The sequence below is a fragment of the Pseudomonas sp. P5_B3 genome (assembly GCF_056400405.1).
This window is the reverse complement of sequence record NZ_JBFULI010000034.1, coordinates 39,728-60,441: the sequence shown is the minus strand read 5'-3', so window position 1 is coordinate 60,441 and position 20,714 is coordinate 39,728. Positions and strand designations below refer to the sequence as shown.

20 protein-coding genes are annotated in these 20,714 nt (G+C 59.9%); 13 read left to right on the top strand and 7 right to left on the bottom strand.

Annotated elements, in window-relative coordinates:
• Window positions 1-336 precede the first annotated feature (336 nt).
• The 5 genes from acs to AC1DRN_RS19885 all read left to right on the top strand — a co-directional run bounded on the left by acs (window position 337) and on the right by AC1DRN_RS19885 (window position 7,786).
• Window positions 337-2,274: an acetate--CoA ligase gene (acs, locus tag AC1DRN_RS19905; RefSeq protein WP_223463664.1), complete on the top strand. Its 1,938-nt coding sequence runs from the start codon at window positions 337-339 to the stop codon at window positions 2,272-2,274.
• 140 nt (window positions 2,275-2,414) lie between these two features.
• Window positions 2,415-3,281 (top strand): oxygenase MpaB family protein, encoded by an 867-nt coding sequence (locus tag AC1DRN_RS19900; protein WP_223463665.1) that lies wholly within the window; start codon window positions 2,415-2,417, stop codon window positions 3,279-3,281.
• A 141-nt stretch (window positions 3,282-3,422) separates the two neighbouring features.
• A complete protein-coding gene (locus AC1DRN_RS19895; RefSeq protein ID WP_223463666.1) occupies window positions 3,423-4,439 on the top strand; it encodes a class I SAM-dependent rRNA methyltransferase in 1,017 nt (338 codons plus the stop codon).
• Between the two features lie 93 nt (window positions 4,440-4,532).
• Window positions 4,533-7,490, top strand: coding sequence for a DUF748 domain-containing protein (locus AC1DRN_RS19890; RefSeq protein ID WP_223463667.1), 2,958 nt, complete (start codon window positions 4,533-4,535; stop codon window positions 7,488-7,490).
• Complete coding sequence (locus AC1DRN_RS19885) at window positions 7,490-7,786, top strand: DUF2845 domain-containing protein (RefSeq protein ID WP_223463668.1); 297 nt, start codon at window positions 7,490-7,492, stop codon at window positions 7,784-7,786. Before AC1DRN_RS19890 ends, AC1DRN_RS19885 begins: the two co-directional genes overlap by 1 nt.
• Before the next feature lie 139 nt (window positions 7,787-7,925).
• Here AC1DRN_RS19885 and AC1DRN_RS19880 read toward each other — a convergent pair whose 3' ends face one another.
• Both AC1DRN_RS19880 and AC1DRN_RS19875 read right to left on the bottom strand, forming a co-directional pair.
• Window positions 7,926-8,282 carry a BON domain-containing protein gene (locus tag AC1DRN_RS19880; RefSeq protein ID WP_223463669.1) on the bottom strand — a complete coding sequence of 119 codons (357 nt, stop codon included), beginning with the start codon at window positions 8,280-8,282 and terminating at the stop codon, window positions 7,926-7,928.
• 300 nt (window positions 8,283-8,582) lie between these two features.
• Window positions 8,583-9,005, bottom strand: a complete 423-nt coding sequence (locus AC1DRN_RS19875) for a pilin (protein ID WP_223463670.1) — start codon at window positions 9,003-9,005, stop codon at window positions 8,583-8,585.
• 227 nt (window positions 9,006-9,232) lie between these two features.
• Here AC1DRN_RS19875 and AC1DRN_RS19870 point away from each other — a divergent pair, with 227 nt between their 5' ends.
• From AC1DRN_RS19870 to yacG, 4 genes are read left to right on the top strand one after another with little or no spacing between them, the layout of a single operon-like run.
• The gene (locus AC1DRN_RS19870; protein WP_223463671.1) at window positions 9,233-10,450 is read left to right on the top strand and encodes a type II secretion system F family protein; all 1,218 of its coding nucleotides are present in this window, start codon (window positions 9,233-9,235) and stop codon (window positions 10,448-10,450) included.
• Window position 10,451: 1 nt separating this feature from the next.
• Window positions 10,452-11,324, top strand: coding sequence for a prepilin peptidase (locus tag AC1DRN_RS19865; RefSeq protein ID WP_223463672.1), 873 nt, complete (start codon window positions 10,452-10,454; stop codon window positions 11,322-11,324).
• Window positions 11,321-11,944 carry a dephospho-CoA kinase gene (gene coaE / locus AC1DRN_RS19860; RefSeq protein ID WP_223463673.1) on the top strand — a complete coding sequence of 208 codons (624 nt, stop codon included), beginning with the start codon at window positions 11,321-11,323 and terminating at the stop codon, window positions 11,942-11,944. The genes AC1DRN_RS19865 and coaE overlap by 4 nt, the downstream gene beginning before the upstream one ends.
• Window positions 11,941-12,141 (top strand): DNA gyrase inhibitor YacG, encoded by a 201-nt coding sequence (yacG, locus tag AC1DRN_RS19855; protein WP_218432541.1) that lies wholly within the window; start codon window positions 11,941-11,943, stop codon window positions 12,139-12,141. Before coaE ends, yacG begins: the two co-directional genes overlap by 4 nt.
• Window positions 12,142-12,175: 34 nt before the next feature.
• On the opposite strand, the gene AC1DRN_RS19850 is transcribed toward yacG, so the two are convergent.
• Window positions 12,176-12,865 carry an energy-coupling factor ABC transporter permease gene (locus tag AC1DRN_RS19850; protein WP_223463686.1) on the bottom strand — a complete coding sequence of 230 codons (690 nt, stop codon included), beginning with the start codon at window positions 12,863-12,865 and terminating at the stop codon, window positions 12,176-12,178.
• 71 nt (window positions 12,866-12,936) lie between these two features.
• Complete coding sequence (locus AC1DRN_RS19845) at window positions 12,937-13,869, bottom strand: LysR family transcriptional regulator (RefSeq protein WP_223463674.1); 933 nt, start codon at window positions 13,867-13,869, stop codon at window positions 12,937-12,939.
• 121 nt (window positions 13,870-13,990) lie between these two features.
• On the opposite strand from AC1DRN_RS19845, the gene AC1DRN_RS19840 reads away from it, so the two are divergent.
• Complete coding sequence (locus AC1DRN_RS19840) at window positions 13,991-14,233, top strand: DUF2790 domain-containing protein (RefSeq protein WP_223463675.1); 243 nt, start codon at window positions 13,991-13,993, stop codon at window positions 14,231-14,233.
• An 8-nt stretch (window positions 14,234-14,241) separates the two neighbouring features.
• Here AC1DRN_RS19840 and AC1DRN_RS19835 read toward each other — a convergent pair whose 3' ends face one another.
• From AC1DRN_RS19835 to AC1DRN_RS19825, 3 genes are read right to left on the bottom strand one after another with little or no spacing between them, the layout of a single operon-like run.
• Window positions 14,242-15,510: an OprD family porin gene (locus tag AC1DRN_RS19835; RefSeq protein ID WP_223463676.1), complete on the bottom strand. Its 1,269-nt coding sequence runs from the start codon at window positions 15,508-15,510 to the stop codon at window positions 14,242-14,244.
• 16 nt (window positions 15,511-15,526) lie between these two features.
• A complete protein-coding gene (locus tag AC1DRN_RS19830) occupies window positions 15,527-16,747 on the bottom strand; it encodes a benzoate/H(+) symporter BenE family transporter (RefSeq protein WP_223463677.1) in 1,221 nt (406 codons plus the stop codon).
• 3 nt (window positions 16,748-16,750) lie between these two features.
• Complete coding sequence (locus AC1DRN_RS19825) at window positions 16,751-18,094, bottom strand: aromatic acid/H+ symport family MFS transporter (protein ID WP_223463678.1); 1,344 nt, start codon at window positions 18,092-18,094, stop codon at window positions 16,751-16,753.
• Between the two features lie 219 nt (window positions 18,095-18,313).
• Between AC1DRN_RS19825 and AC1DRN_RS19820 the strand changes: the two genes are divergently transcribed.
• The 3 genes from AC1DRN_RS19820 to AC1DRN_RS19810 all read left to right on the top strand — a co-directional run bounded on the left by AC1DRN_RS19820 (window position 18,314) and on the right by AC1DRN_RS19810 (window position 20,577).
• On the top strand, window positions 18,314-18,940 hold the full coding sequence (locus AC1DRN_RS19820; protein ID WP_007970534.1) for a DUF1780 domain-containing protein: 627 nt from the start codon (window positions 18,314-18,316) through the stop codon (window positions 18,938-18,940).
• A gap of 104 nt (window positions 18,941-19,044) precedes the next feature.
• The gene (locus tag AC1DRN_RS19815; protein ID WP_007970531.1) at window positions 19,045-19,218 is read left to right on the top strand and encodes a DUF3094 domain-containing protein; all 174 of its coding nucleotides are present in this window, start codon (window positions 19,045-19,047) and stop codon (window positions 19,216-19,218) included.
• A 60-nt stretch (window positions 19,219-19,278) separates the two neighbouring features.
• A complete protein-coding gene (locus AC1DRN_RS19810; RefSeq protein WP_223463679.1) occupies window positions 19,279-20,577 on the top strand; it encodes an NAD(P)/FAD-dependent oxidoreductase in 1,299 nt (432 codons plus the stop codon).
• Window positions 20,578-20,714 lie beyond the last annotated feature (137 nt).

Sequence of the window (20,714 nt, the reverse complement as noted above, 5' to 3'; positions counted from 1 at the left end):
ACCCTGGGCTCTCACACGGCTGCAAGGCCGTTCCCCTAATTAGGGTCGTTGGGCATCGATTCTCATCGAGGCGCGGGGGCCACAACCCCAACTCAGACGCCGGATAGATGAAAGCAAGCCAAACACGACATCAACAACAGTATTGCAGAAAAGGGGGTAACCATAGATGTGGGAGCGAGCTTGCTCGCGATGGCGGTGTATCAGTCAGCACTGGATTGGCTGACACTCCGCYATCGCGAGCAGGCTCGCTCCCACAGTTGCTTTGTGTACGACTTGAACCCATTGACCTCTCGGCGCATCTTAATCTTTGTCGCAATACAAGAATAAGGAACCGTCATGTTCGATATCAGCACGTTCCCCAAAGCCGATGCCGTCCGCCGGGCTGCACAATTGAGTCAAGACGACTATCAGCGCCTGTACCGCGAATCCGTTGAACACCCCAGTACGTTCTGGGCCGAACAGGCCACCCGCTTCCTCGACTGGAGCGCACCGTGGCAGACCGTCCAACGCTACGACCTGAAGACCGGTGAGGCCAGCTGGTTTGCCGGTGCAAAGCTGAACGTCAGCTACAACTGCATCGACCGGCACTTGGAAAAACGCGGCGATCAGGTCGCCATCATCTGGGAAGGCGACGACTCTGCCGACTCCACCTCCATTACCTACAAAAAACTGTATGAAAACGTCTGCCGCCTGGCCAACGTGCTGAAAAGCCGTGGCGTGAAAAAAGGCGACCGCGTGTGCATCTACATGCCGATGATTCCCGAGGCGGCCTACGCCATGCTGGCCTGTACCCGCATCGGCGCGGTGCACTCGGTGGTGTTCGGCGGCTTCTCCCCGGAATCGTTGCGTGACCGCATTCTCGACGCCGACTGCCGCACCGTGATTACCGCGGACGAAGGCGTGCGCGGCGGCAAAGTCGTGCCCCTCAAGCAGAACGTCGACAAGGCGCTGCAAAGCTGCCCGGACGTGAGCAGCGTTCTGGTGGTCGAGCGCACTAACGGGCAGGTGAACTGGGTCGATGGACGGGACATCAAGTATCAGCAGGCCCTGCGCGATGCCAGCGCCGATTGCCTGCCCGAGCCGATGGACGCCGAGGACCCGTTGTTCATCCTCTACACCTCCGGCAGCACCGGCAAACCCAAAGGCGTGCTGCACACCACCGGCGGCTACCTGTTGCAAGCCACGATGACCTTCAAGTACGTGCTGGACTACCGCGACGGCGAAGTCTTCTGGTGCACCGCCGACATCGGCTGGGTCACAGGCCACAGCTACATTGTGTACGGCCCGCTGGCCAACGGCGCGACCTCACTGATCTTCGAAGGCGTGCCGAGCTACCCGAGTACCTCGCGCTTCTGGCAGGTGATCGACAAGCACAAGGTGAACATTTTCTACACCGCCCCGACGGCGCTGCGTGCGCTGATGCGCGAAGGCCCCGAACCGTTGAAGCAAACATCCCGCGCCAGCGTCAGGCTGCTCGGTACGGTCGGCGAGCCGATCAATCCGGAAGCATGGGAGTGGTACTTCCACGAGGTAGGCGAAGAGCGCTGCCCGATCGTCGATACCTGGTGGCAGACCGAAACCGGCGGCATCATGCTCAGCCCGCTGGTCAGTGCACAGTGGATCAAACCCGGCTGCGCGACACAACCGATGTTCGGCGTGCAGCCGGTATTGCTCGACGAGCAGGGCAAGGAAATCAAAGGCGCCGGCAGCGGCGTACTCGCCTTGAAGTCCAGCTGGCCGGCGCAGATCCGCAGCGTCTACCGCGACCCGCAACGCATGGTCGACACCTATTTCAAACCTTACCCCGGCTACTACTTCACCGGTGACGGCGCAAGACGCGATGAAGATGGTGATTACTGGATCACCGGGCGCATCGACGATGTGATCAACGTGTCCGGCCACCGCATCGGCACCGCCGAAGTGGAAAGCGCCCTGGTGCTGCACGAGAGCATCGCCGAAGCCGCTGCAGTCGGTTACCCCCACGACATCAAGGGCCAGGGCATCTATGTCTTCGTCACGCCCATGAATGGCGTCGAAACCAACGATGAACTGAAGAAAGAATTGCTGGCCCTCGTCAGCCAGGAAATCGGCAGTTTCGCCAAACCGGACTTGATCCAGTGGGCGCCGGCCTTGCCGAAAACCCGCTCAGGCAAGATCATGCGGCGCATTCTACGCAAGATCGCCTGCAATGAACTCGACAGCCTGGGCGACACTTCGACCCTGGCTGACCCGAGCGTTGTTCAGGGCTTGATCGACAAACGCCTGAATCAATAACGTGCCTTTGTAGGAGCGAGCTTGCTCGCGATGAACTCAAGCACGCCGCGTACATTCAGGAGAAACGCGTTACCGTTGAAGTCCATCGTCGGAACGCCGCCCGGAGCMGGCTCGCTCCTACAGAAAATTACAGAGTGTCCATGGAATTCATCCGCACCCGCATCGAAACCCAGATCATGAGCCTGAGCGGTTTGTCCCTGGGCAAACTCGACCTGGAAAACCCCAAGGGCGACCCCGGGCTGTTCGGGCCAGACTCGGTGAGCTGGCAAGTCCATGGCGATTTCAGCAGCATGCTGATCGGCGGCATCAGCGCCCTGATGCTGCAAGCCCTGCACCCACTGGCATTGGCCGGGGTTTGGGACCATTCAAACTTTCGTGAAGACATGCTGGGCCGCTTGCGCCGCACCGGGCAGTTCATCTCCGGCACCACCTTCGGTTCACGACAGGACGCAGACTGGTTGATCGAGAAGGTCCGCACCATCCATTCGCAGATTACCGGCACCGCGCCGGATGGACGCCCCTACGCGGCCAGCGATCCCGATTTACTGACATGGGTGCACGTGGCGGAAGTCAGTAATTTCCTCGCTGCACACTTGCGCTATCGCAATCCGCACCTGTCCTCAGCCGATCAGGATCGCTACTACTCTGAAATTGCCCTGATCGCCGAGCGACTCGGGGCCAGGGATGTACCCCGTTCGCGGCGGGAAATTGCCGACTACCTTGAGCGCATCCGTCCACAACTGCTGTGCGACGAGCGCAGTCGTGAAGTCCTGCGCCTGCTGCTGAACGCCCCCTCCCCCAGTCGCTTGGCCAAGCCTTTCGGCGGTTTGATGATGCAGGCCGGGATCGATCTGCTGCCGGACTGGGCAAGTGACATGCTCGGCGTCAGCCAGAACCCGCTACAACGCAAGCTGATCCGCGCCAGCGTCAATCGCAGTGCGCCGATGCTGCGCTGGGCGGTGCGCAATGGATCGGTGCAGCGGGCTAAACGACGGATGGGCCTGTAGGAGCTGGCTTGCCAGCGAAGACGATCGCGCATCAACAAATGTGCTGGATGACACACCGCTGTCGCTGGCAAGCCAGCTCCTACAGAGTTCCCCATAACTGTTAAACTCCCGCGCCCAATTCCCTCCTGCAAGGCGCCCAGCATGTCTTCCTTGAATCAGGCGCTGCGCGCCGCCCTCGATCAACGCCAGGACCTGCTCGCCGAACTGCACCACCAGGGCACCGATTGCTATCGCCTGTTCCACGGCAGCCAGGAAGGTGCCGGTGGCCTGACCATCGACCGCTACGGTCCGCAACTGATGGTGCAGAGCTTCCACCAATCGCTGGAGCGCGAGGAACTGCTGGAACTGCACGAAACGATCAATCAGCACCTGGGTTTTGACACCCTGCTGGTCTACAACGACCGCTCCCGTGGCAACTCGCGCATCGATCGCGAAGACATCGTCTACCGCGCCGACGAAGCCGCCCTGCAAGACCTGATCGGCCACGAATGGGGCCTGAACTATCGGGTACGGGGTCGCCATGCCGGGCAGGACCCGCTGCTGTTCCTCGACCTGCGCAACACCCGCGGCTGGGTCAAGGATCACAGCAAAGACAAAAGCGTGCTGAACCTGTTCGCCTACACCTGTGGTGTCGGTCTCAGTGCTGCCGCTGGTGGTGCGCGCGAGGTATGCAACCTGGACTTCGCCGAAGGCAACCTGGCGGTCGGCCGGGAGAACGGTTTACTCAATCCGCAGTTGCCGACCATGGAATTTATCCAGTCCGACTACTTCCCGGCCATTCGCCAACTGGCCGGCCTGCCGATCAGCCAGCGCCGCGGGCAAAAATTGCCGAGCTATCAGCGCCTGGAACAGCGCCAGTACGATCTGGTGCTGCTCGACCCGCCGGCCTGGGCCAAGAGCGCATTCGGCACCGTCGACCTGCTGCGCGACTACCAGAGCCTGCTCAAGCCGGCCCTGCTGACCACTGCCGACAACGGCGTGCTGATCTGCTGCAACAACCTGGCGAAAGTCAGCATGGACGACTGGCGCGAGCAGGTTTTGCGTTGCGCAGAGAAGGCCGGGCGGCCGGTGCGTGAGTGGAGCGTGATGAAGCCAGGCGCCGACTTCCCGTCGATGGATCAGCAACCACCGCTGAAAACCCTGATCCTGCAGCTATGACCGTCGTCGGAGAAATCTGAAACTTACTGAACAGGGCAATCACTTGGGAACCGGAAACGCGTGCCATACTCCAAGGCACTCCGATCCAGACAGATGAAGCCGCACATGTACAAAGGATTGATTCGCGCCACTGGCGCCTTGTTGACTGCTCTGGCCCTCTACAGCTTGCTGGGTTTTCTGATTTTACCGGGTGTCGCGCTGCGCGTTGCCAACCAGCAACTGGCCAACTACGCCACCACACCCGCCACGATCCAGCGGATCGAATTCAATCCGTTCAGCCTTGAACTGACCCTTTGGGGCTTGAACATCGGCGAGCCCGGCAAGGAGCAGGTCGGTTTCGATCGTCTGTACGCCAATCTGCAATTCGACAGCCTGTGGACCAAGGCGGTGCACCTGTCCGATGTCGAACTGGACAAGCCCAAGACCGAAATCCTGTTCAGCAAGGACGGCAAACTCAATCTGCTGGGACTGTTCAAACTGCCAGCGAGCGAACCCACACCGGCCGACCCGGATGCCAAGCCGTTTCCGCTGCGCATCGAACGGATCAAACTGGCCGGCGGCGCCGTGCACTTTGAAGATGCCCGGCCCAGCGAGCCCATCGAGTTTGTCTACGACACACTCGATTTCGAGCTGAAGAACCTCAGCACCCTGCCCGATGACAGCGCCGACATGACCCTGGTGGCCGTCGGCCCCAACGGCGGACAGATCGACTGGACCGGCAACTTCAGCCTGGTCCCGATCGCCTCCGAAGGTAAGCTGAAAATCACCGATGGCAAGATGAAAGCCTTCTGGCCCTATGTGCGCGACGCCGTGCCACTGGACCTCGAAAACGGTGTCATGAGCATCAGTACCGACTACAAACTCAGCCTGGCCAAGGAAACCGAGCTACTGCTGAGCAATGTAGCGGTCACCATTGCCCCCTTCGCGATCAAGGCCCCGGACGGCCGGCCGCTGGTGAAGCTTGAGCGCCTGGACGTCAGCGAAACCACCGTGGACCTGGCCAAGCAGCAAGTGGTGGTCGGCAAGATCCGCAGCCACAAACTGGAAACCTGGGCCGCGCTGGAATCAGACGGCCAACTCGATTGGCAGAAACTGTTCGCCAGCCAACCGTCAAAACCCACCGCCAAAGCCAAGGCGGATGCCGAACCGGCCAGCACTCCGGCGGCGGCAGACTCACCGAAACCTGAACCAGCCGCGCCAGGCAAGCCCTGGCAGGTGCTGCTCAAGGATGTGCAGTTGCGCGATTACCAGGTGCATCTGGCCGACCGCAAGGCACAACCCGCCGTCGCCCTGGATCTGAGCCCGCTGAACCTCGACCTGCAAAACTTCGACAGCCTCAACGGCTCACCCTTTACCCTCAAGCTCGATACCGGTGTGGGCAAGCAAGGCAGGATCATGGCCGACGGTGAGGTCAACCTGGCCCCGGTCAGCGCCAGACTGAAGGTCCAGACCAGGGACATCGACCTGCGGGTTGCCCAGTCCTACATCACGCCGTTCATTCGCCTGGAACTGCGCAGCGGCATGCTCGGCAGCGATCTGGCGGTCGACCTGAAAAGCACCGCCCCCCTGGCCTTCAACGTCACCGGCCGCGCCCAGGTCGATCAGTTGCATACCCTGGACACCCTGAAAACCCGCGACTTCCTCAAGTGGCAACAGGTCGTGGTCGAAGGCCTGAACTATCAGCATGGGGACAGCCTGTCGATCGACAAGATCAACCTGTTCCAGCCCTATGCGCGTTTCATGATCAACGATGATCGCACCACCAACATCGATGACCTGCTGATTGCGCAGCCAGCAGACACTGGGGCAAAACCGGCAGCGAGCAAACCGGCCAGCAATGAAAAGCCGTTGGGCATCCACATCGGCGGCATATTCATCAATGACGGTTCGGCCAATTTCGCCGACTTCAGCCTGACCCCGAACTTCGCCACCGCCATCCAGCAACTCAACGGGCAGATCGGCACCATCGACAGTCGCCAGCCGAAACCGGCCGGTGTCGACATCAAGGGCAAGGTCGATCGCTACGCGCCGGTGACCATCAAGGGCGCCGTCAATCCGTTCAACCCGATGGCCAGCCTCGACATCGCCACCAGCTTCAAACGTGTGGAACTGACCACGCTGACGCCCTACTCCGGCAAATTCGCCGGCTACCGTATCCGCAAGGGCCGGCTCAATCTCGACCTGCACTACCAGATCACTAACGGTCAGCTCAAAGCTGAAAACAAAGTGGTAGTCGAACAACTGCAACTGGGTGAAAAAGTCGACAGCCCGGATGCCGTGAGCCTGCCGCTGAAACTGGCGATTGCCCTGCTCAAGGACGTCGATGGCAAGATCTCCATCGAACTGCCGGTCAGCGGCGACCTGAACAACCCTCAGTTCAGCGTCATGCCGATTATCTGGCAGACCCTGCGCAACCTGGTCGTCAAAGCCGCGGCAGCACCGTTCAATTTCATTGGCGGGCTGGTCAACGGTGGTGGCTCGGAAGACCTGGGCAGTGTGTCGTTCGTAGCGGGTTCCAGCGATCTGAGCAAGGACGCCGAAGGCGCTTTGGACAAACTCTCCAAGGCGCTCAAGGAGCGCCCGGCCCTACGCCTGGAAATCGAAGGTACCGCCGCCCAGAACGCCGATGGCCCACTGATCGCCGAACAACGCCTGGAGCGTGAATACCAGTACAACTACTACAAAATGCTCCAGCGCCGAGGTGACAAGGTCCCGGCCCAGGCTTCGTTGCTGGAAGTGCCGGACGACGAAAAAGGCCCGCTGCTTGAAGGTATCTACCGCATCCGCCTGAAAACCCAGCCCCCTGCCGAATGGAAGGACTTGAGCAAGGAAGAGCGCACCGCAAAAATGCGCGCCGAAGTGATCAAATTCTGGAGCTCCAGTGACGTGCTGTTGCGTCAACTGGGCCAGGAACGCGCCAGCAGCATCAAGGATTACCTGGTCGACAAGACGCAGCTGGAAGACGACCGGGTGTACTTCATCGACGCCAATCTGGGCGAGGCGCAAAGTGACGGCCGCGTGGTGACACCGATGCATCTGGATGCCGAGTGATGATTCGTTGGCTGCTGGCAGGCCTGGTTCTGGCGCTATCGGCCAGTCAGGCCTGGGCCGCCGATACCCTGCGCTGTGGCAGCCAATTGATCAGCGTCGGCGATCGCTCGAGTGAGGTCTTGCACAAATGCGGTGAGCCAGTCAGCCGCGACCTGCTGGGTTACAAGCGCAGTGCCGATCGGCGCGAAGAGTTTCAGGTCGAGGAATGGACCTACGGCCCCAATGGCGGGATGTATCAATACTTGCGGTTCGAAGGTAATCGGCTGAAGCAGATCACCAGCAAACGCGGCAATTAATTAGCACTATCCAATGTGGGAGCGGGCTTGCTCCCACAATGATTTTAAGCGCTGCATATAGAGCAGGCCCCGGCAAAAATGCGCGAGGCCTGTGGTGGCCAACCTTCGTTTGGCCCCGATCCGGGCGAAAAGCCTTGCCTTACTCGGCTTTCAAGCCGTCAGCGGAAACCGCCTTGACGCCTTTGATTTTCTTGGTGATGGCCACAGCCATTTCTTTTTGCGAATCGGTCACGGCGGTGGTCGACGACAGCGATACCACGCCTTCGTTGGTTTCAACCTTGATATCGCTACCTGGAATGCCTTTTTCGGTCATCAGGTCGGCTTTGACTTTGGTGGTGATCCAGGTATCGGAAGTAGCTTCTTTCGCTTTGGTCATTTCACCGGCAGCCAGCACCATCGGCGACTGGGTTGCCTGGGTGGTTTGAGCAAACGCTGCGCTGGCCATGGTCAGGGTCAACGCGGTAGCAGCAGCGGCAGTGATAGCGAACTTCTTCATACGAGTAACTCCTGTTTTTCGGAAAAGTCTGCCGGGTGCCATGTCGGCAGGGTTACCTGGGTTATTGCGAACGCTATGCCAACTTTAAAGCAGAGAACAAAACCTTATAAATCAACCAATTATGAAATCCGCCAATTTTCGGAATCATGCAAAATGCACGAGACGCAGAAACGCTGCATGCAAGTTGCGGGTTTCTGGAAAGTTCCTAATACCCTGAATTTTCGAGCATTCTCTGTAGCTTTTGACGACGGTTCGACAAACAGGAAAAACCCCGCAATGGCGGGGATTTGATTCAGCTATTCATGCCGCAGAACCGGAACACCCTTTAGGCAAGTAGTCCTGGGAAACGCTGCTCTTACATGACCAGCCTTTGGTTTCGTCCCGTGTCAGGGTGACGGTTTTGCCCAGGACCACCCCCGGGGCATTCTGCAACGTACAAACGATTGATCCCGCCCCCTCCGCAGTTGAAGCCGTCACAGACAGGGCGCAGTGGTTAGTCGATGTCGCGCCGGCGGGCGCCACGTTGGCAATTGTCGGTGTTTCCCCCTGACTGATCACATCCTCGAACGGCACTTTCATTGCAGTCAGTTCGGCCAGCGCCGCCGTGACTTTGGCCCGAGCCTGGTATTTGGAATACATCGGCAGACCCAGTGTTGCCAGGATTCCGATGATCGCCACCACAACGAGCAACTCGATCAGGGTAAAACCTTTCTGATTGTTCATGTACAAGCTCCATGCATGAGTCGAAGGCTCATGACCTGCCCCATGGCAGCACAGCCTGTGCCAAGGCCAGAAGCCCCTGTTGGCAGGGGGCATGGCGACCGCAAAGCCCTTTCGTATTACCAGTATCAGCACTATCTGACGTTTTTTGTCACCTCACCCTTGCTGGTTTGGCTCCGTCGTTTGACTAGGCTATAAGAGCAACTCAACCGGATTACCCAGGACTGAACATGGCGGTCAAGGCAGCGAAAATCAGCGTGTATGCATGGGAAGGCATCGACCGCAAAGGCACAAAAGTGACCGGCGAGCTCAGCGCTCAAAACCCGGCGCTGATCAAGGCGAAACTGCGCAAGCAAGGCATCAGTCCGGGTAAGGTCCGCAAAAAAAACCCTTCGGTTTTCAACATGGGCAAGCGCATCAAGGCCCATGACATTGCCCTGTTCACCCGGCAAATGGCAACGATGATGAAGGCCGGCGTGCCGTTGCTGCAGTCGTTCGACATCATCGGCGAAGGCTTCGACAATCCGGCCATGCGCAAGCTGGTGGATGAACTGAAACAGGAAGTTGCGGCAGGCAGCAGCTTCGCCGCCGCCCTGCGCAAGAAGCCCCGGTATTTCGATGAGCTGTATTGCAACCTGGTGGATGCCGGCGAGCAGGCCGGTGCCCTCGACACCCTTTTGGAGCGGGTCGCGACCTACAAGGAAAAAAGCGAAAGCCTCAAGGCCAGGATCAGGAAAGCCATGACCTACCCGCTGGTGGTGGTGTTCGTCGCGGCGATTGTCACCGGGATTCTGCTGGTCAATGTCGTGCCGCAGTTCGAATCCGTGTTCAAAGGCTTTGGCGCCGAACTGCCGGCCTTCACCGTGATGGTCATTGGCCTGTCGCAATTCATGCAGGCCTGGTGGTGGGTGGTCCTTGGCGCGCTGATCACCATGGCCTTCGGCGTGCGCCACGCCCTCAGGACATCCAAGGCATTGCGTGACCGGATGGACACCTGGCTGCTGAAACTGCCGCTGGTGGGCACCCTGATGCACAAGTCCGCCGTGGCCCGGTTCGCCCGTACACTGTCGACCACTTTCGCTGCCGGCGTGCCGCTGGTGGAGGCCCTGGAATCAGTGGCCGGCGCGACCGGCAATGTCGTGTTCAAGCGCGCGGTATTGCGCATCCGGCAGGACATCTCGACCGGCATGCAATTGCATTTCGCCATGCGTACCTGCGGCGTCTTTCCGAACATGGCGATACAAATGACTGCCATCGGCGAAGAGTCTGGCACCCTGGACGCCATGCTCGACAAAGTCGCGGGGTTCTACGAAGACAACGTCGATAACATGGTCGATAACCTCACCAGCCTGATGGAGCCGTTCATCATGGTGGTGCTGGGTGTTATCGTCGGTGGACTGGTAGTTGCCATGTACCTGCCCATCTTCCAACTTGGCTCAGCGATCTGACATGCCCTTGAATGAAATTCTGATTCACTCTGCGCTGGCCTTTGTCCTTCTCGCAGGCCTCATTGGCCTGCTGGTCGGCAGCTTCCTCAATGTCGTGATCTGGCGCCTGCCGAAAATGCTCGAACGCGACTGGCGTGAGCAGGCCCATGACATTCTCGGGCTGCCTGGCGAAACGCCACTACCGACCTACAACCTGTTGCTGCCCCACTCCCAGTGCCCGCACTGCGGTCACCGAATCCGCGCCTGGGAAAACATCCCGCTGCTCAGTTATGTGTTTTTGCGCGGCCGCTGTTCAGCCTGTGCGGCAGCAATCAGCCCGCGCTATCCGTTGACCGAACTGGCCTGCGGGCTGTTGTCGGCGTTTGTTGCCTGGCACTTCGGCTTCGGTTGGCCGGCCGGCCTGATGCTGATCCTGAGCTGGGGTTTACTGGCGATGAGCCTGATCGACGCCGAACATCAGATATTGCCGGACGTACTGGTGCTGCCGTTGATATGGCTGGGGTTGATCGTCAACAGTTTCGGCCTGTTCGTGTCGTTGCACGAGGCGCTTTGGGGAGCGATCGCCGGTTACAGCCTGCTGTGGTCGGTGTTCTGGCTGTTCAAGCTGATCACGGGCAAGGACGGCATGGGCTACGGAGATTTCAAGCTGCTGGCGATGCTGGGCGCTTGGGGTGGCTGGCAGATTTTGCCGCTGACCATCCTGCTGTCCTCGCTGGTGGGTGCCATTATCGGGCTGATGCTGCTGCGCTGGCGCCATGCAAAAACCTCGACGCCAATCCCTTTCGGTCCCTATCTGGCCATTGCCGGCTGGATTGCGTTGCTCTGGGGTGGTCAAATAACCGACCTCTATTGGCAGTCTGTCGGTTTGAAATGAATAGCCCTGTGGAAAAACCCTGGATTCTCGGCCTGACCGGCGGCATCGGCAGCGGAAAAAGCGCGGCCGCCCAACACTTCATCGATCTGGGCGTGCATGTGGTCGACGCCGATCATGCCGCTCGCTGGGTAGTGGAACCCGGCCGTCCGGCATTGGCACAAATCGCCGAGCACTTCGGCCCCCGCGTGTTGCAGGCCGACGGGCAACTGGACCGCGCCGCGCTACGCAAACTGATCTTCGAAGTGCCTGAAGAACGCCGCTGGCTGGAGGCCCTCCTGCATCCGCTGATCGGCGAGGAGATCGCTCACCACCTGGCGCTGGCAAAATCGCCTTATGCGATTCTGGTTTCGCCACTGCTGATCGAGTCCGGGCAATACGCCATGACCCAACGGGTGCTGGTGATCGATGCCCCCGAACAATTGCAGATCGAACGCACCCTGCAACGTGACCAGACCAGCGAACAGCAAGTCCAGGCGATCCTCAAGGCCCAGTCCAGCCGCCAGGATCGCGTGAGCCATGCCGACGACGTCGTGGTCAATGACCGCGACCTTGCCTGGCTGCACAGCGAGGTCGAACGCCTGCATCACTTTTATCTTTCTTTGCGTGGAGGCCAGTCATGAGCCAACCAACAACTGTCGAATGCCCAACCTGTGGCGCCCCCGTGGAATGGACCGCCGAGAGCAAATTCCGGCCATTCTGCTCCGACCGCTGCAAACTGATCGACCTGGGCGCCTGGGCGTCCGAAGAGCACAAGATTCCAGTGCCTCCCGATGCCGAGGACGAGATGTTCAGCGGCGACTTCGACCCGCGTCATTGATTCCGACCGCGGCGATTTCAGGCTTTGATCCGCATCAAGGCTTGGGATCGTCGTCTTTCCAGGGTGCCGAGAGGTAACGGGTGCGGTTGAACGTCTCCAGCCATTCCGGACAAAACACCACCAGCGCACTGACGATCATGCCGTTGATAAACGCTTCGGGAAAAATGATCAGCCACAGATATCCGACAAAATCCTCCAGCCAGTACGGCATGGCAAAACGCTCGTCGAACCATAACAACCAAAGCGCCAGCAGCAGGCATAGCAACGCCGACAGCGCGGCGGCAAAGAATCCGGAAACGAAGATATACACGAAGGGATTTCGCGGCTGCGCGCGCTCCACCAGAATGGCGCAGCACTCGGTGACCAGCACCGGCAGCGCAATCAACAGCGCGCCATTGACTCCGACCGCCACCAGGTCCTGTCGACCGAGCAACACCAGCCCCGTTTGCGCCACCAGGCCGCCAACCAGCGCCAGCGGCCAGTCCAGCAGCAGGGTCACCGCCGTCATGCCAATAAAGTGATAAGACACGCCGGTATCGAAGTCCCGCCGCACCAACCACAACAGAAACAGCGCAAACACCGTTCCAAACAGCAGATGCTGACGACGGCTGTCGGTGAACAGCTCAACCCACGGCGCGCGACAGATCGCCCAGATCAACACCGGCACATAGATCAGCCAGCCGACCGCAAGGGTTTGCGATGACAGCAACTCTGCACCGATCATGGCTACGCGCGTCTCCCAGGCGAAGAACAACAGACACTCAGTCTACACCGCCGCTCGCCTGCCCTTCGACTTCAAGCCCAATGCCGCGGATCGTTCATCACCGCGTCATGTTCGGCGAACAGCTTCGGTAGCTCGGACTTGAGAAAGTCCACCCAGGTGCGGACCTTGGCATCGAGAAAGCGTCGCGAAGGATACAGCGCATACACATTGCGTTCGCGCAGGCGCCATGCAGGTAACACGCGCAGCAAAGTGCCGTCGCTCAAGGGCCGCGTCGCGGTGTAGAACGGCAGCAGGCTGATGCCCATACCCGCCTCCGAAGCCTTGACCATCGACTCGGCAACATTGCACTGAAATGTCTTGGCCGGGCTGACGGTGTGCTCGCCGTGCTCATCCTGGAAAAGCCATTGATCGCCGTACAAGGGGTCGAGCATGCGCAGACATTGATGATCGCTCAGCGCCAGCGGCTGCTGCGGCACGCCCCGGCGGTGCAAGTAAGCCGGGGAGGCACAGGGCACGCTGTAGATCTGCCCGACGGCCTGCGCAACCATTTGCGAGTCGGCAAGTTCCGGAGCGATCGAAATCACCACATCGTGCCCCTCCTCCAGGGGCTCGGGATTGCGCTGCGACAAGGTCAGCTCGAACACCACATCGGGATAAAGCTCGCTGTAGCGGGCGATCAACGGCGTGAGCAGCACACCCAGGCCGTTCATGCTGTGCACCCGCAGGCGTCCGGCCGGCTTGATATGAGCGCCACGGGCCTCGGCCGTCGCCTCATCCATGGCTTCGACGATTTGCCGGCTGCGCAGCAGGAAGCGCTCGCCGGCGTCGGTCAGGCTCAAGCGCCGCGTGGTGCGTTGCAGCAGACGCGCCTGTACATGTTCCTCCAGATCCGCCACCAATCGGGATACCTGCGCGGTCGACAGATCCAGCGCATCGGCAGCCCCGGTGAAACTGGCGCAGTCCACCACCCGGATGAACACGCGCAAGTTGTTAAGCACATCCATAAGCCCCCCTCGGGCGATGACTGTTACGTTTTATGTAAGGCTGCATCCGCCGTTCGCCCCTTTATCCGTCGGTGGCAAAGACTAAAATTCAGACATCAGAACCGACACGGAGCACGCCAACATGAAAACGTTGATCAGCCTGTTGCTGACCGTCATCGCCACCTCAGCCATGGCCGCTGACAACGAGCCCCTCGCAGTCCTGTACAACCCGGCGCAGCCACTGGACATCGCCAAGGTGGTTTCTGTGTCGGACACCGCGACCGCGTGCGGGGTTGTACCGGCGACCATGGTGTATGTCGATCATCAGGGCCAGACCCACCGCGTGACCTACAACGTCATGGGTGATTGCACCAGCAACCTGTGATCAATGGCTCATAGCACGGTCCACGTGTAGCTGAGGATCAAGCGGTTCTCGTCGATATCACTGCGGTAGTTTGAGCGCGCCATCGCATTGCGCACGCGAATGCCCAAACCTTTGAGGCTGCCGCTCTGCAACACATAGCCGATGTCCAGGTCACGCTCGCGATCCTTGCCTTCGAAACCCTTTCCGGTATCGACATTGTTGCCGCTGATGTAGCGCACGGTACTGGTCAGCCCCGGTACGCCGAGCGCCGCGAAGTCGTAGTCGTAGCGCGCCTGCCAGGAACGTTCATCGGTGAAGGCGAACTCGTAGGTCGGCACTTCGTTGCCCAGCGGCGAGATGTTGGCAAACACCCGTGGGAACGCACTGTCACCGAACATGCCCTGATAGCCGACGTAAAACGTATGACCGCCACGCTTGGCCGACAGCAACGAGAAGAACGCCTGGTTGTCGATATTGCCCAACAGCTTTTTGCCATCCTCGCGGGAATCGAAGTAACCGAGATTGGCGCCGAGGATCCAGTCGCCCACCGGTTCGCTGTGCTTGAGGCCCAGAAAGCGCTGGTTATAGATGTCTTCCAGTTGCCCGTACCAGGCACTGACCGAGCTGCGTTTGTCGTTGAAGGCATAATCGGCGCCGGCAAAGTTGAAACCGTCACTGCTGACCTGGCGCTGCGGCACATGACCGAGCATGGCTTGCATCTTTTCGTCGCCGGCCTCGTTGCGCAGGCTGGTCGAACTCAAGTGACCGCCCTGCAGGGTCAGGCCATTGATCTCGTTGGAGGTGATGCTTACGCCCTGATAACTCGGCGGCAGCAAACGAATATCGCTGAACACCAGCACCGGCAAATTGGGTTGCAACTCACCGACTTTCAGCTCGGTCTTTGAGTAACGCATCTTCAACGCGCCTTCCAGACGGCTGTAATCGTTCGCCGCGCGGCCGTCGCCCTGCACCGGCAGCAAACCGGTATTGACCCGGTCCGGGGCGCTGTCGAGCTTGAGGCCGAGCAAGCCGATGACATCCACACCAAAGCCGACGGTGCCTTGGGTGTAACCTGACTTCACATTGAGAATGAAACCCTGGGCCCACTCTTCAGCCTTCGATTGCTGATTGGCACCGACGATGTCGGAATAGTCGCGGCTGAAGTAGTAATTGCGCGCTTGCAACGTCGCGGTGGCGTCTTCGACAAAGCCGGTTTCAGCCGCCATCGTGCCCGTGGAAAAACTCGAGACGACAGCCAGGGACAACGCTGAACCGGTTGTTGGGAGAATCTGTTTCATCGTTTTTCTCTTATTGTTATTGATCGACTGGTTGAAGGACTTCAGTTGCAGTGGATTTGCGACGGGGAACGGAACGACGGGCGCTCAACAGCACATGGGTGACCATGCCGAAAATCAGCCCCCAGAACGCCGCGGACAAACCGAACAACGACATGCCAGAAGCCGTGACCAGAAAGGTCACCAGCGCGGCTTCACGATCGCTCGGCACCGCCATCGCTCCCGTCAACGCACCGGCAATGGCGGCAAACAGGGCCAGCCCGGCCAGCGCCGCGATCAACTCTTTGGGGAACGCTGAAAACAGCGAGACCAGCGTGGCGCCAAAGATCCCCAACAGCAGGTAGCAAAGGCCGCCGACGACCCCGGCCACGTAGCGCTTGCGAGGATCTTCGTGGGCTTCGCGACCGGTGCAGATCGCCGCGGTGATCGCCGCCAGATTCAGTCCATGGCAACCAAACGGCGCCAGCAATGCCGTGCCCAGCGCGCTACTGGCGATGATCGGGCTCGCCGGCGTTGGATATCCGCTGGCGCGCAGCACCGCCATGCCGGGCACGAACTGACCGGTCAGCGCCACCATCACCAGCGGCAAGGCGATGTTCAGGATCGCGCCCAGGCTGAACTCGGGCGTGATCCACATCGGCGTGGCCAGACCGATCACCAGCGCTTCACAATGCAAATCACCGGTGAACGCGGCAATCGAACAGCCCACCAGCAGCACCATCATCACCGCATAACGCGGCATCACACGCTTGCAGATCAGGTAGCAGGCAAACATTGCAAGGACCAGCAACGGCTTGTGCTGCATCGACACGAACAACCCGGTGCCGAAACTGAACAGGATCCCCGCCAGCATCGCCGCCGCGATGGCGGCGGGCAGCTTGCTGATGATCCGGTCGAAAGCCCCCGAGATGCCAACCACGAAAATGATCAGGCTGCTGACCAGATAAGCCCCCACCGCCTCTGCCAGGGAGATGTCCGGCAACAGCGTCACCAGCAATGCCGAGCCAGGCGCCGACCAGGCGATGATCACCGGAACGCGGTAGCGCAGGCTCAAACCGATACCGAGCACGGCGCTGCCAATGGAGATCGCCCAGATCCAGGACGACAACACTTCCCGCGAAAGATGCGCCGCTTCGGCCGCCTGAAAGATGATCACCAACGGGCCCGCATAGGAAATCACCGTGGCGATGAATCCAGCCACGGCGGCTGACAACGAGAAGTCCTGGAAAAACGCTTTCATGATTCAGGCACCGGTCGCTGACAACGCTGGGTTGAGGCCGGCAGCGCTGCGTCGGCTGCTGATGGCGAACACGGTCATGGCCAGGGCCGCCACCGCACCGGGCAAAGCAAACGCCATGAAGTTCAGTTGCAGGGGCAAGCTGATCCCGAGCAAGGCACCACCCAGCAGCGGACCGACGATGGCCCCGTTGCGCCCGATGCCCGACGCCCAGCCCAGGCCGGTAGAACGAATCGTCATTGAATAAAACTGCGCAGCGCAGGCGTACAAGAGAATCTGCGAGCCAATGGTGGTGGCACCCGCAATGGCGATCAGCAGGTACAACACCGGCATCGGGCTGTTGAAGCCCAACAGAGTGATCGACACCGCCGCCATGGCGAAAAACACCGACAGCACTTTCGGCAGATTGAGTTTGTCGCCCAGCACCCCGCCACCAACCGCGCCGAAGATCGCCCCGAAGTTCAGCACCAGCAGGAACGACAGGCTCGAACCCAGGCTGTAACCGGCGTTGGCCATCAGTTTCGGCAGCCAGGAACTCAGCGCGTACACCATCAACAGACAGCAGAAAAACGCCAGCCACAGCATCAGCGTGCGTAGCGCACGGCCTTCACGGAACAACTGCAACACCGGAGTGCCCGTGCCTTTCACTTCGGTCATGTGCAATTGATCGGACGCTTGCGAGACGTAGGCCGGATCAATCCGCTGGAGAATATTGCGCGCCTCTTCATTGCGCCCCTGACGCAACATGAAGCCCACCGATTCGGGCAGGAAATACATGATCAGCGGCAACAACAGCAACGGCAGGACCGCCACGTAAAACACCGACTGCCATCCAAAAATCGGGATCAGCACAATGCCCAGCCCGGCGGACAGCATGCCGCCCACCGAGTAACCGCTGAACATGATCGCGACCAGCGTGCTGCGGATTTTTTTCGGCGCGTACTCGTTCATCAGCGCCACGACGTTAGGCATCACGCCGCCAATGCCGAGCCCGGCAATGAAGCGACAGAGGCCGAACTCGGTGGGGTTGCGGGCGAAACCATTGAGCACGGTGAAGCCACTGAAAAGCATCACGCAGATCGTGATGGCCTTCTTGCGGCCGATTCTGTCCGACAGCGGACCGAAGAACAGCGCGCCAAACATCATGCCGAACAGTGCATAGCTGCCCAGTGCACCCGCTTGCAAAGGACTGAGCCCCCACTCTTTCATCAGCATCGGCAAGACCACGCCGTAGATCACCAGATCGTAACCGTCGAAGATGATGATCAGGGCACACCAGAACAGCACCATCCAGTGAAAGCGGTTGAAACGAGCGTTGTCGATAACCTCATGTACGTCGATCTTGCGCATGGCATATATCTCTTGTTGTTGTTTTTTTAGAGCGTCGGTATCACGGCTTACGTCCGTACAGCCGAGGGTAGAGGCGCCCGATATGTGGCAATAGCCAGTGCGCGCAGATCACTATCCGTTTTGTGCAGAGCCCTGAAACGGGCATGGGAACGGGAGGTATCGAGCCTCTGCGACAAATTGTCTTCTTTGCGATCACATTTGAACGCTAAGCTTGGGCCTATGGATGACTCAGATTATTTACGCCTGCTGACCATCGCGGCCGAGCAAGCCAACGCGTTCCTGTCCAACGCCCGCAAATGGGAGCGTGAGCGTTGGGTGTGCCAGCGCCTGCTGCAAGGCTTGAACATTCCCTATCGCGCCGATGAGTTCGCCCCCGCAGGGGAGCCGCCGGATGTGTTGTTTCGCGATGCCAGTTTCGAGGTGTTCTTCGTGCTCGACGAGGGCCGGCGCCTCAACGATGAATGGCGCGACGAACTGCAACGCCGGCGCAGCGCGTTTTCCCTGAGCCAACTGGTGCGCCGCGAGGCCAAGCCACGACGTATCCCCGCCAACGAGTTCTTGCTGCGATTGGCGCCGACCTTGCGCAAAAAAGCGCACAACTACAAAGAGCGCGGCATGGATCTGGGTGAGTTGGACATCATTGCCTTCGCCAGCCTCAAACGCGAAGTGCTGGACCTCAACAGCCATTTCCCGCCACCGACCGAATACCTGCGCCAGGGCTGGCGTTCGCTGTCGCTGGTCGGGCCGACCTTCGCCCGCGTGCTGTTCGCTCACCCGGATGCGCCGGATTTCCTGCGCAGCAACCTGGGACGCAGCATTGTGTTCGACGTCGGGATCAGCCTGTGAGCCTCGAGCCTTTCCCCGGTCAGCAGCTAAGCTTCGTTCACAGCTGAATAATTTCCCTGTAGCTTCCACACATTCAGCAACGTCTACCCCTGACGAGGCCCGATATGACCAGCCGCCTGAACCCCGACGACCAAAAGCATGTCGAAGAGTACCTGCAGTTGTCCCAGCACCAAGTCGAGCGCCGGCCTTTCCGGCCGTGGATGCTCCTTGTACTGGTCTTGGCAGTGACCATTGGTCTGGGCTTGTTGAGCCGACTTATCAGTTACCTGACGCTATGAGCCGCCTTGCGCTCGCTTGGGTAACCGTACCGATTTCCTTTAGCCTTGCGAGTTATCCCCATGTCCCATCGTATTGTCATTGTCGGCGGCGGCGCCGGCGGTCTGGAGTTGGCTACCCGTCTGGGTAAGACTCTGGGCAAGCGCGGCATAGCCAGCGTGATGCTGGTCGACGCGAACCTGACCCACATCTGGAAACCGTTGTTGCACGAAGTGGCGGCCGGTTCCCTGAACTCTTCCGAAGATGAACTCAACTATGTCGCCCAGGCCAAATGGAACCACTTCGAGTTCCAGCTGGGGCGCATGAGCGGGCTCGATCGTGCGCAGAAGAAAATCCAGCTGGCCGCCACCTATGACGAAGCCGGTGTGGAGCTGGTGCCGGCCCGTGAAGTGCCTTACGACTCGCTGGTGATCTCCGTCGGCAGCACCACCAACGATTTCGGCACCCAGGGCGCGGCGCAACACTGCCTGTTCCTCGACACTCGTAAACAGGCCGAGCGTTTCCACCAGCAACTGCTCAATCACTACTTGCGCGCCCACGCCGGTCAGACCGACAAAGTCGAGCAAATCAGCGTGGCCATCGTCGGCGCCGGTGCCACCGGGGTCGAACTGGCCGCTGAACTGCACAACGCCGCCCATGAATTGGCGGCCTATGGTCTGGACCGGATCAAACCGGAAAACATGCACATCACCCTGATCGAAGCCGGACCACGGGTGCTGCCGGCGCTGCCGGAACGGATCGGCGGCCCTGTGCATAAAACCCTGGAGAAACTCGGGGTCAACGTCATGACCAATGCGGCCGTCAGTGAAGTGACCGCCGATAGCCTGATCACCGCCGACGGCAAAGTGATCAATGCCAGCCTCAAGGTCTGGGCCGCCGGGATTCGGGCGCCGGGTTTCCTCAAGGACATCGACGGTCTGGAAACCAATCGCATCAACCAGCTGCAAGTGCTGCCGACCCTGCAAACCACCCGCGACGAGAACATCTTCGCCTTCGGCGACTGCGCGGCCTGCCCGCAGCCGGGCACCGATCGCAATGTACCGCCACGGGCGCAGGCCGCGCACCAACAGGCTTCGTTGCTGGCCAAATCGCTGAAACTGCGCATCGAAGGCAAGGCACTGCCGGAGTACAAGTACACCGACTACGGCTCGCTGATCTCGCTGTCGCGTTTTTCGGCTGTGGGTAACTTGATGGGCAACCTCACCGGCAGCGTGATGCTCGAAGGCTGGCTGGCGCGGATGTTCTACGTGTCGCTGTACCGCATGCACCAGATGGCGCTGTACGGGCCGTTCCGCACGGCGATGCTGATGCTGGGCAGCAAGATCGGGCGCGGGACTGAGCCACGGCTGAAGCTGCACTGATATAAAACTGTGGGAGCGAGCTTGCTCCGGGCGGCGTTCCGACGATGGCGTCCTTTCAGTCGATATCAATGTCGCCTGATACACCGTCATCGCGAGCAAGCTCGCTCCCACAGGGTTTTGCGACACGTCCAAGATTT

Coding starts and splice junctions, on each gene's coding strand:
- acs (WP_223463664.1), top strand. CDS start 337: ATGTTCGATATCAGCACGTTCCCCAAAGCCGATGCCGTCCGCCGGGCT.
- AC1DRN_RS19900 (WP_223463665.1), top strand. CDS start 2,415: ATGGAATTCATCCGCACCCGCATCGAAACCCAGATCATGAGCCTGAGC.
- AC1DRN_RS19895 (WP_223463666.1), top strand. CDS start 3,423: ATGTCTTCCTTGAATCAGGCGCTGCGCGCCGCCCTCGATCAACGCCAG.
- AC1DRN_RS19890 (WP_223463667.1), top strand. CDS start 4,533: ATGAAGCCGCACATGTACAAAGGATTGATTCGCGCCACTGGCGCCTTG.
- AC1DRN_RS19885 (WP_223463668.1), top strand. CDS start 7,490: ATGATTCGTTGGCTGCTGGCAGGCCTGGTTCTGGCGCTATCGGCCAGT.
- AC1DRN_RS19880 (WP_223463669.1), bottom strand. CDS start 8,282: ATGAAGAAGTTCGCTATCACTGCCGCTGCTGCTACCGCGTTGACCCTG.
- AC1DRN_RS19875 (WP_223463670.1), bottom strand. CDS start 9,005: ATGAACAATCAGAAAGGTTTTACCCTGATCGAGTTGCTCGTTGTGGTG.
- AC1DRN_RS19870 (WP_223463671.1), top strand. CDS start 9,233: ATGGCGGTCAAGGCAGCGAAAATCAGCGTGTATGCATGGGAAGGCATC.
- AC1DRN_RS19865 (WP_223463672.1), top strand. CDS start 10,452: ATGCCCTTGAATGAAATTCTGATTCACTCTGCGCTGGCCTTTGTCCTT.
- coaE (WP_223463673.1), top strand. CDS start 11,321: ATGAATAGCCCTGTGGAAAAACCCTGGATTCTCGGCCTGACCGGCGGC.
- yacG (WP_218432541.1), top strand. CDS start 11,941: ATGAGCCAACCAACAACTGTCGAATGCCCAACCTGTGGCGCCCCCGTG.
- AC1DRN_RS19850 (WP_223463686.1), bottom strand. CDS start 12,865: ATGATCGGTGCAGAGTTGCTGTCATCGCAAACCCTTGCGGTCGGCTGG.
- AC1DRN_RS19845 (WP_223463674.1), bottom strand. CDS start 13,869: ATGGATGTGCTTAACAACTTGCGCGTGTTCATCCGGGTGGTGGACTGC.
- AC1DRN_RS19840 (WP_223463675.1), top strand. CDS start 13,991: ATGAAAACGTTGATCAGCCTGTTGCTGACCGTCATCGCCACCTCAGCC.
- AC1DRN_RS19835 (WP_223463676.1), bottom strand. CDS start 15,510: ATGAAACAGATTCTCCCAACAACCGGTTCAGCGTTGTCCCTGGCTGTC.
- AC1DRN_RS19830 (WP_223463677.1), bottom strand. CDS start 16,747: ATGAAAGCGTTTTTCCAGGACTTCTCGTTGTCAGCCGCCGTGGCTGGA.
- AC1DRN_RS19825 (WP_223463678.1), bottom strand. CDS start 18,094: ATGCGCAAGATCGACGTACATGAGGTTATCGACAACGCTCGTTTCAAC.
- AC1DRN_RS19820 (WP_007970534.1), top strand. CDS start 18,314: ATGGATGACTCAGATTATTTACGCCTGCTGACCATCGCGGCCGAGCAA.
- AC1DRN_RS19815 (WP_007970531.1), top strand. CDS start 19,045: ATGACCAGCCGCCTGAACCCCGACGACCAAAAGCATGTCGAAGAGTAC.
- AC1DRN_RS19810 (WP_223463679.1), top strand. CDS start 19,279: ATGTCCCATCGTATTGTCATTGTCGGCGGCGGCGCCGGCGGTCTGGAG.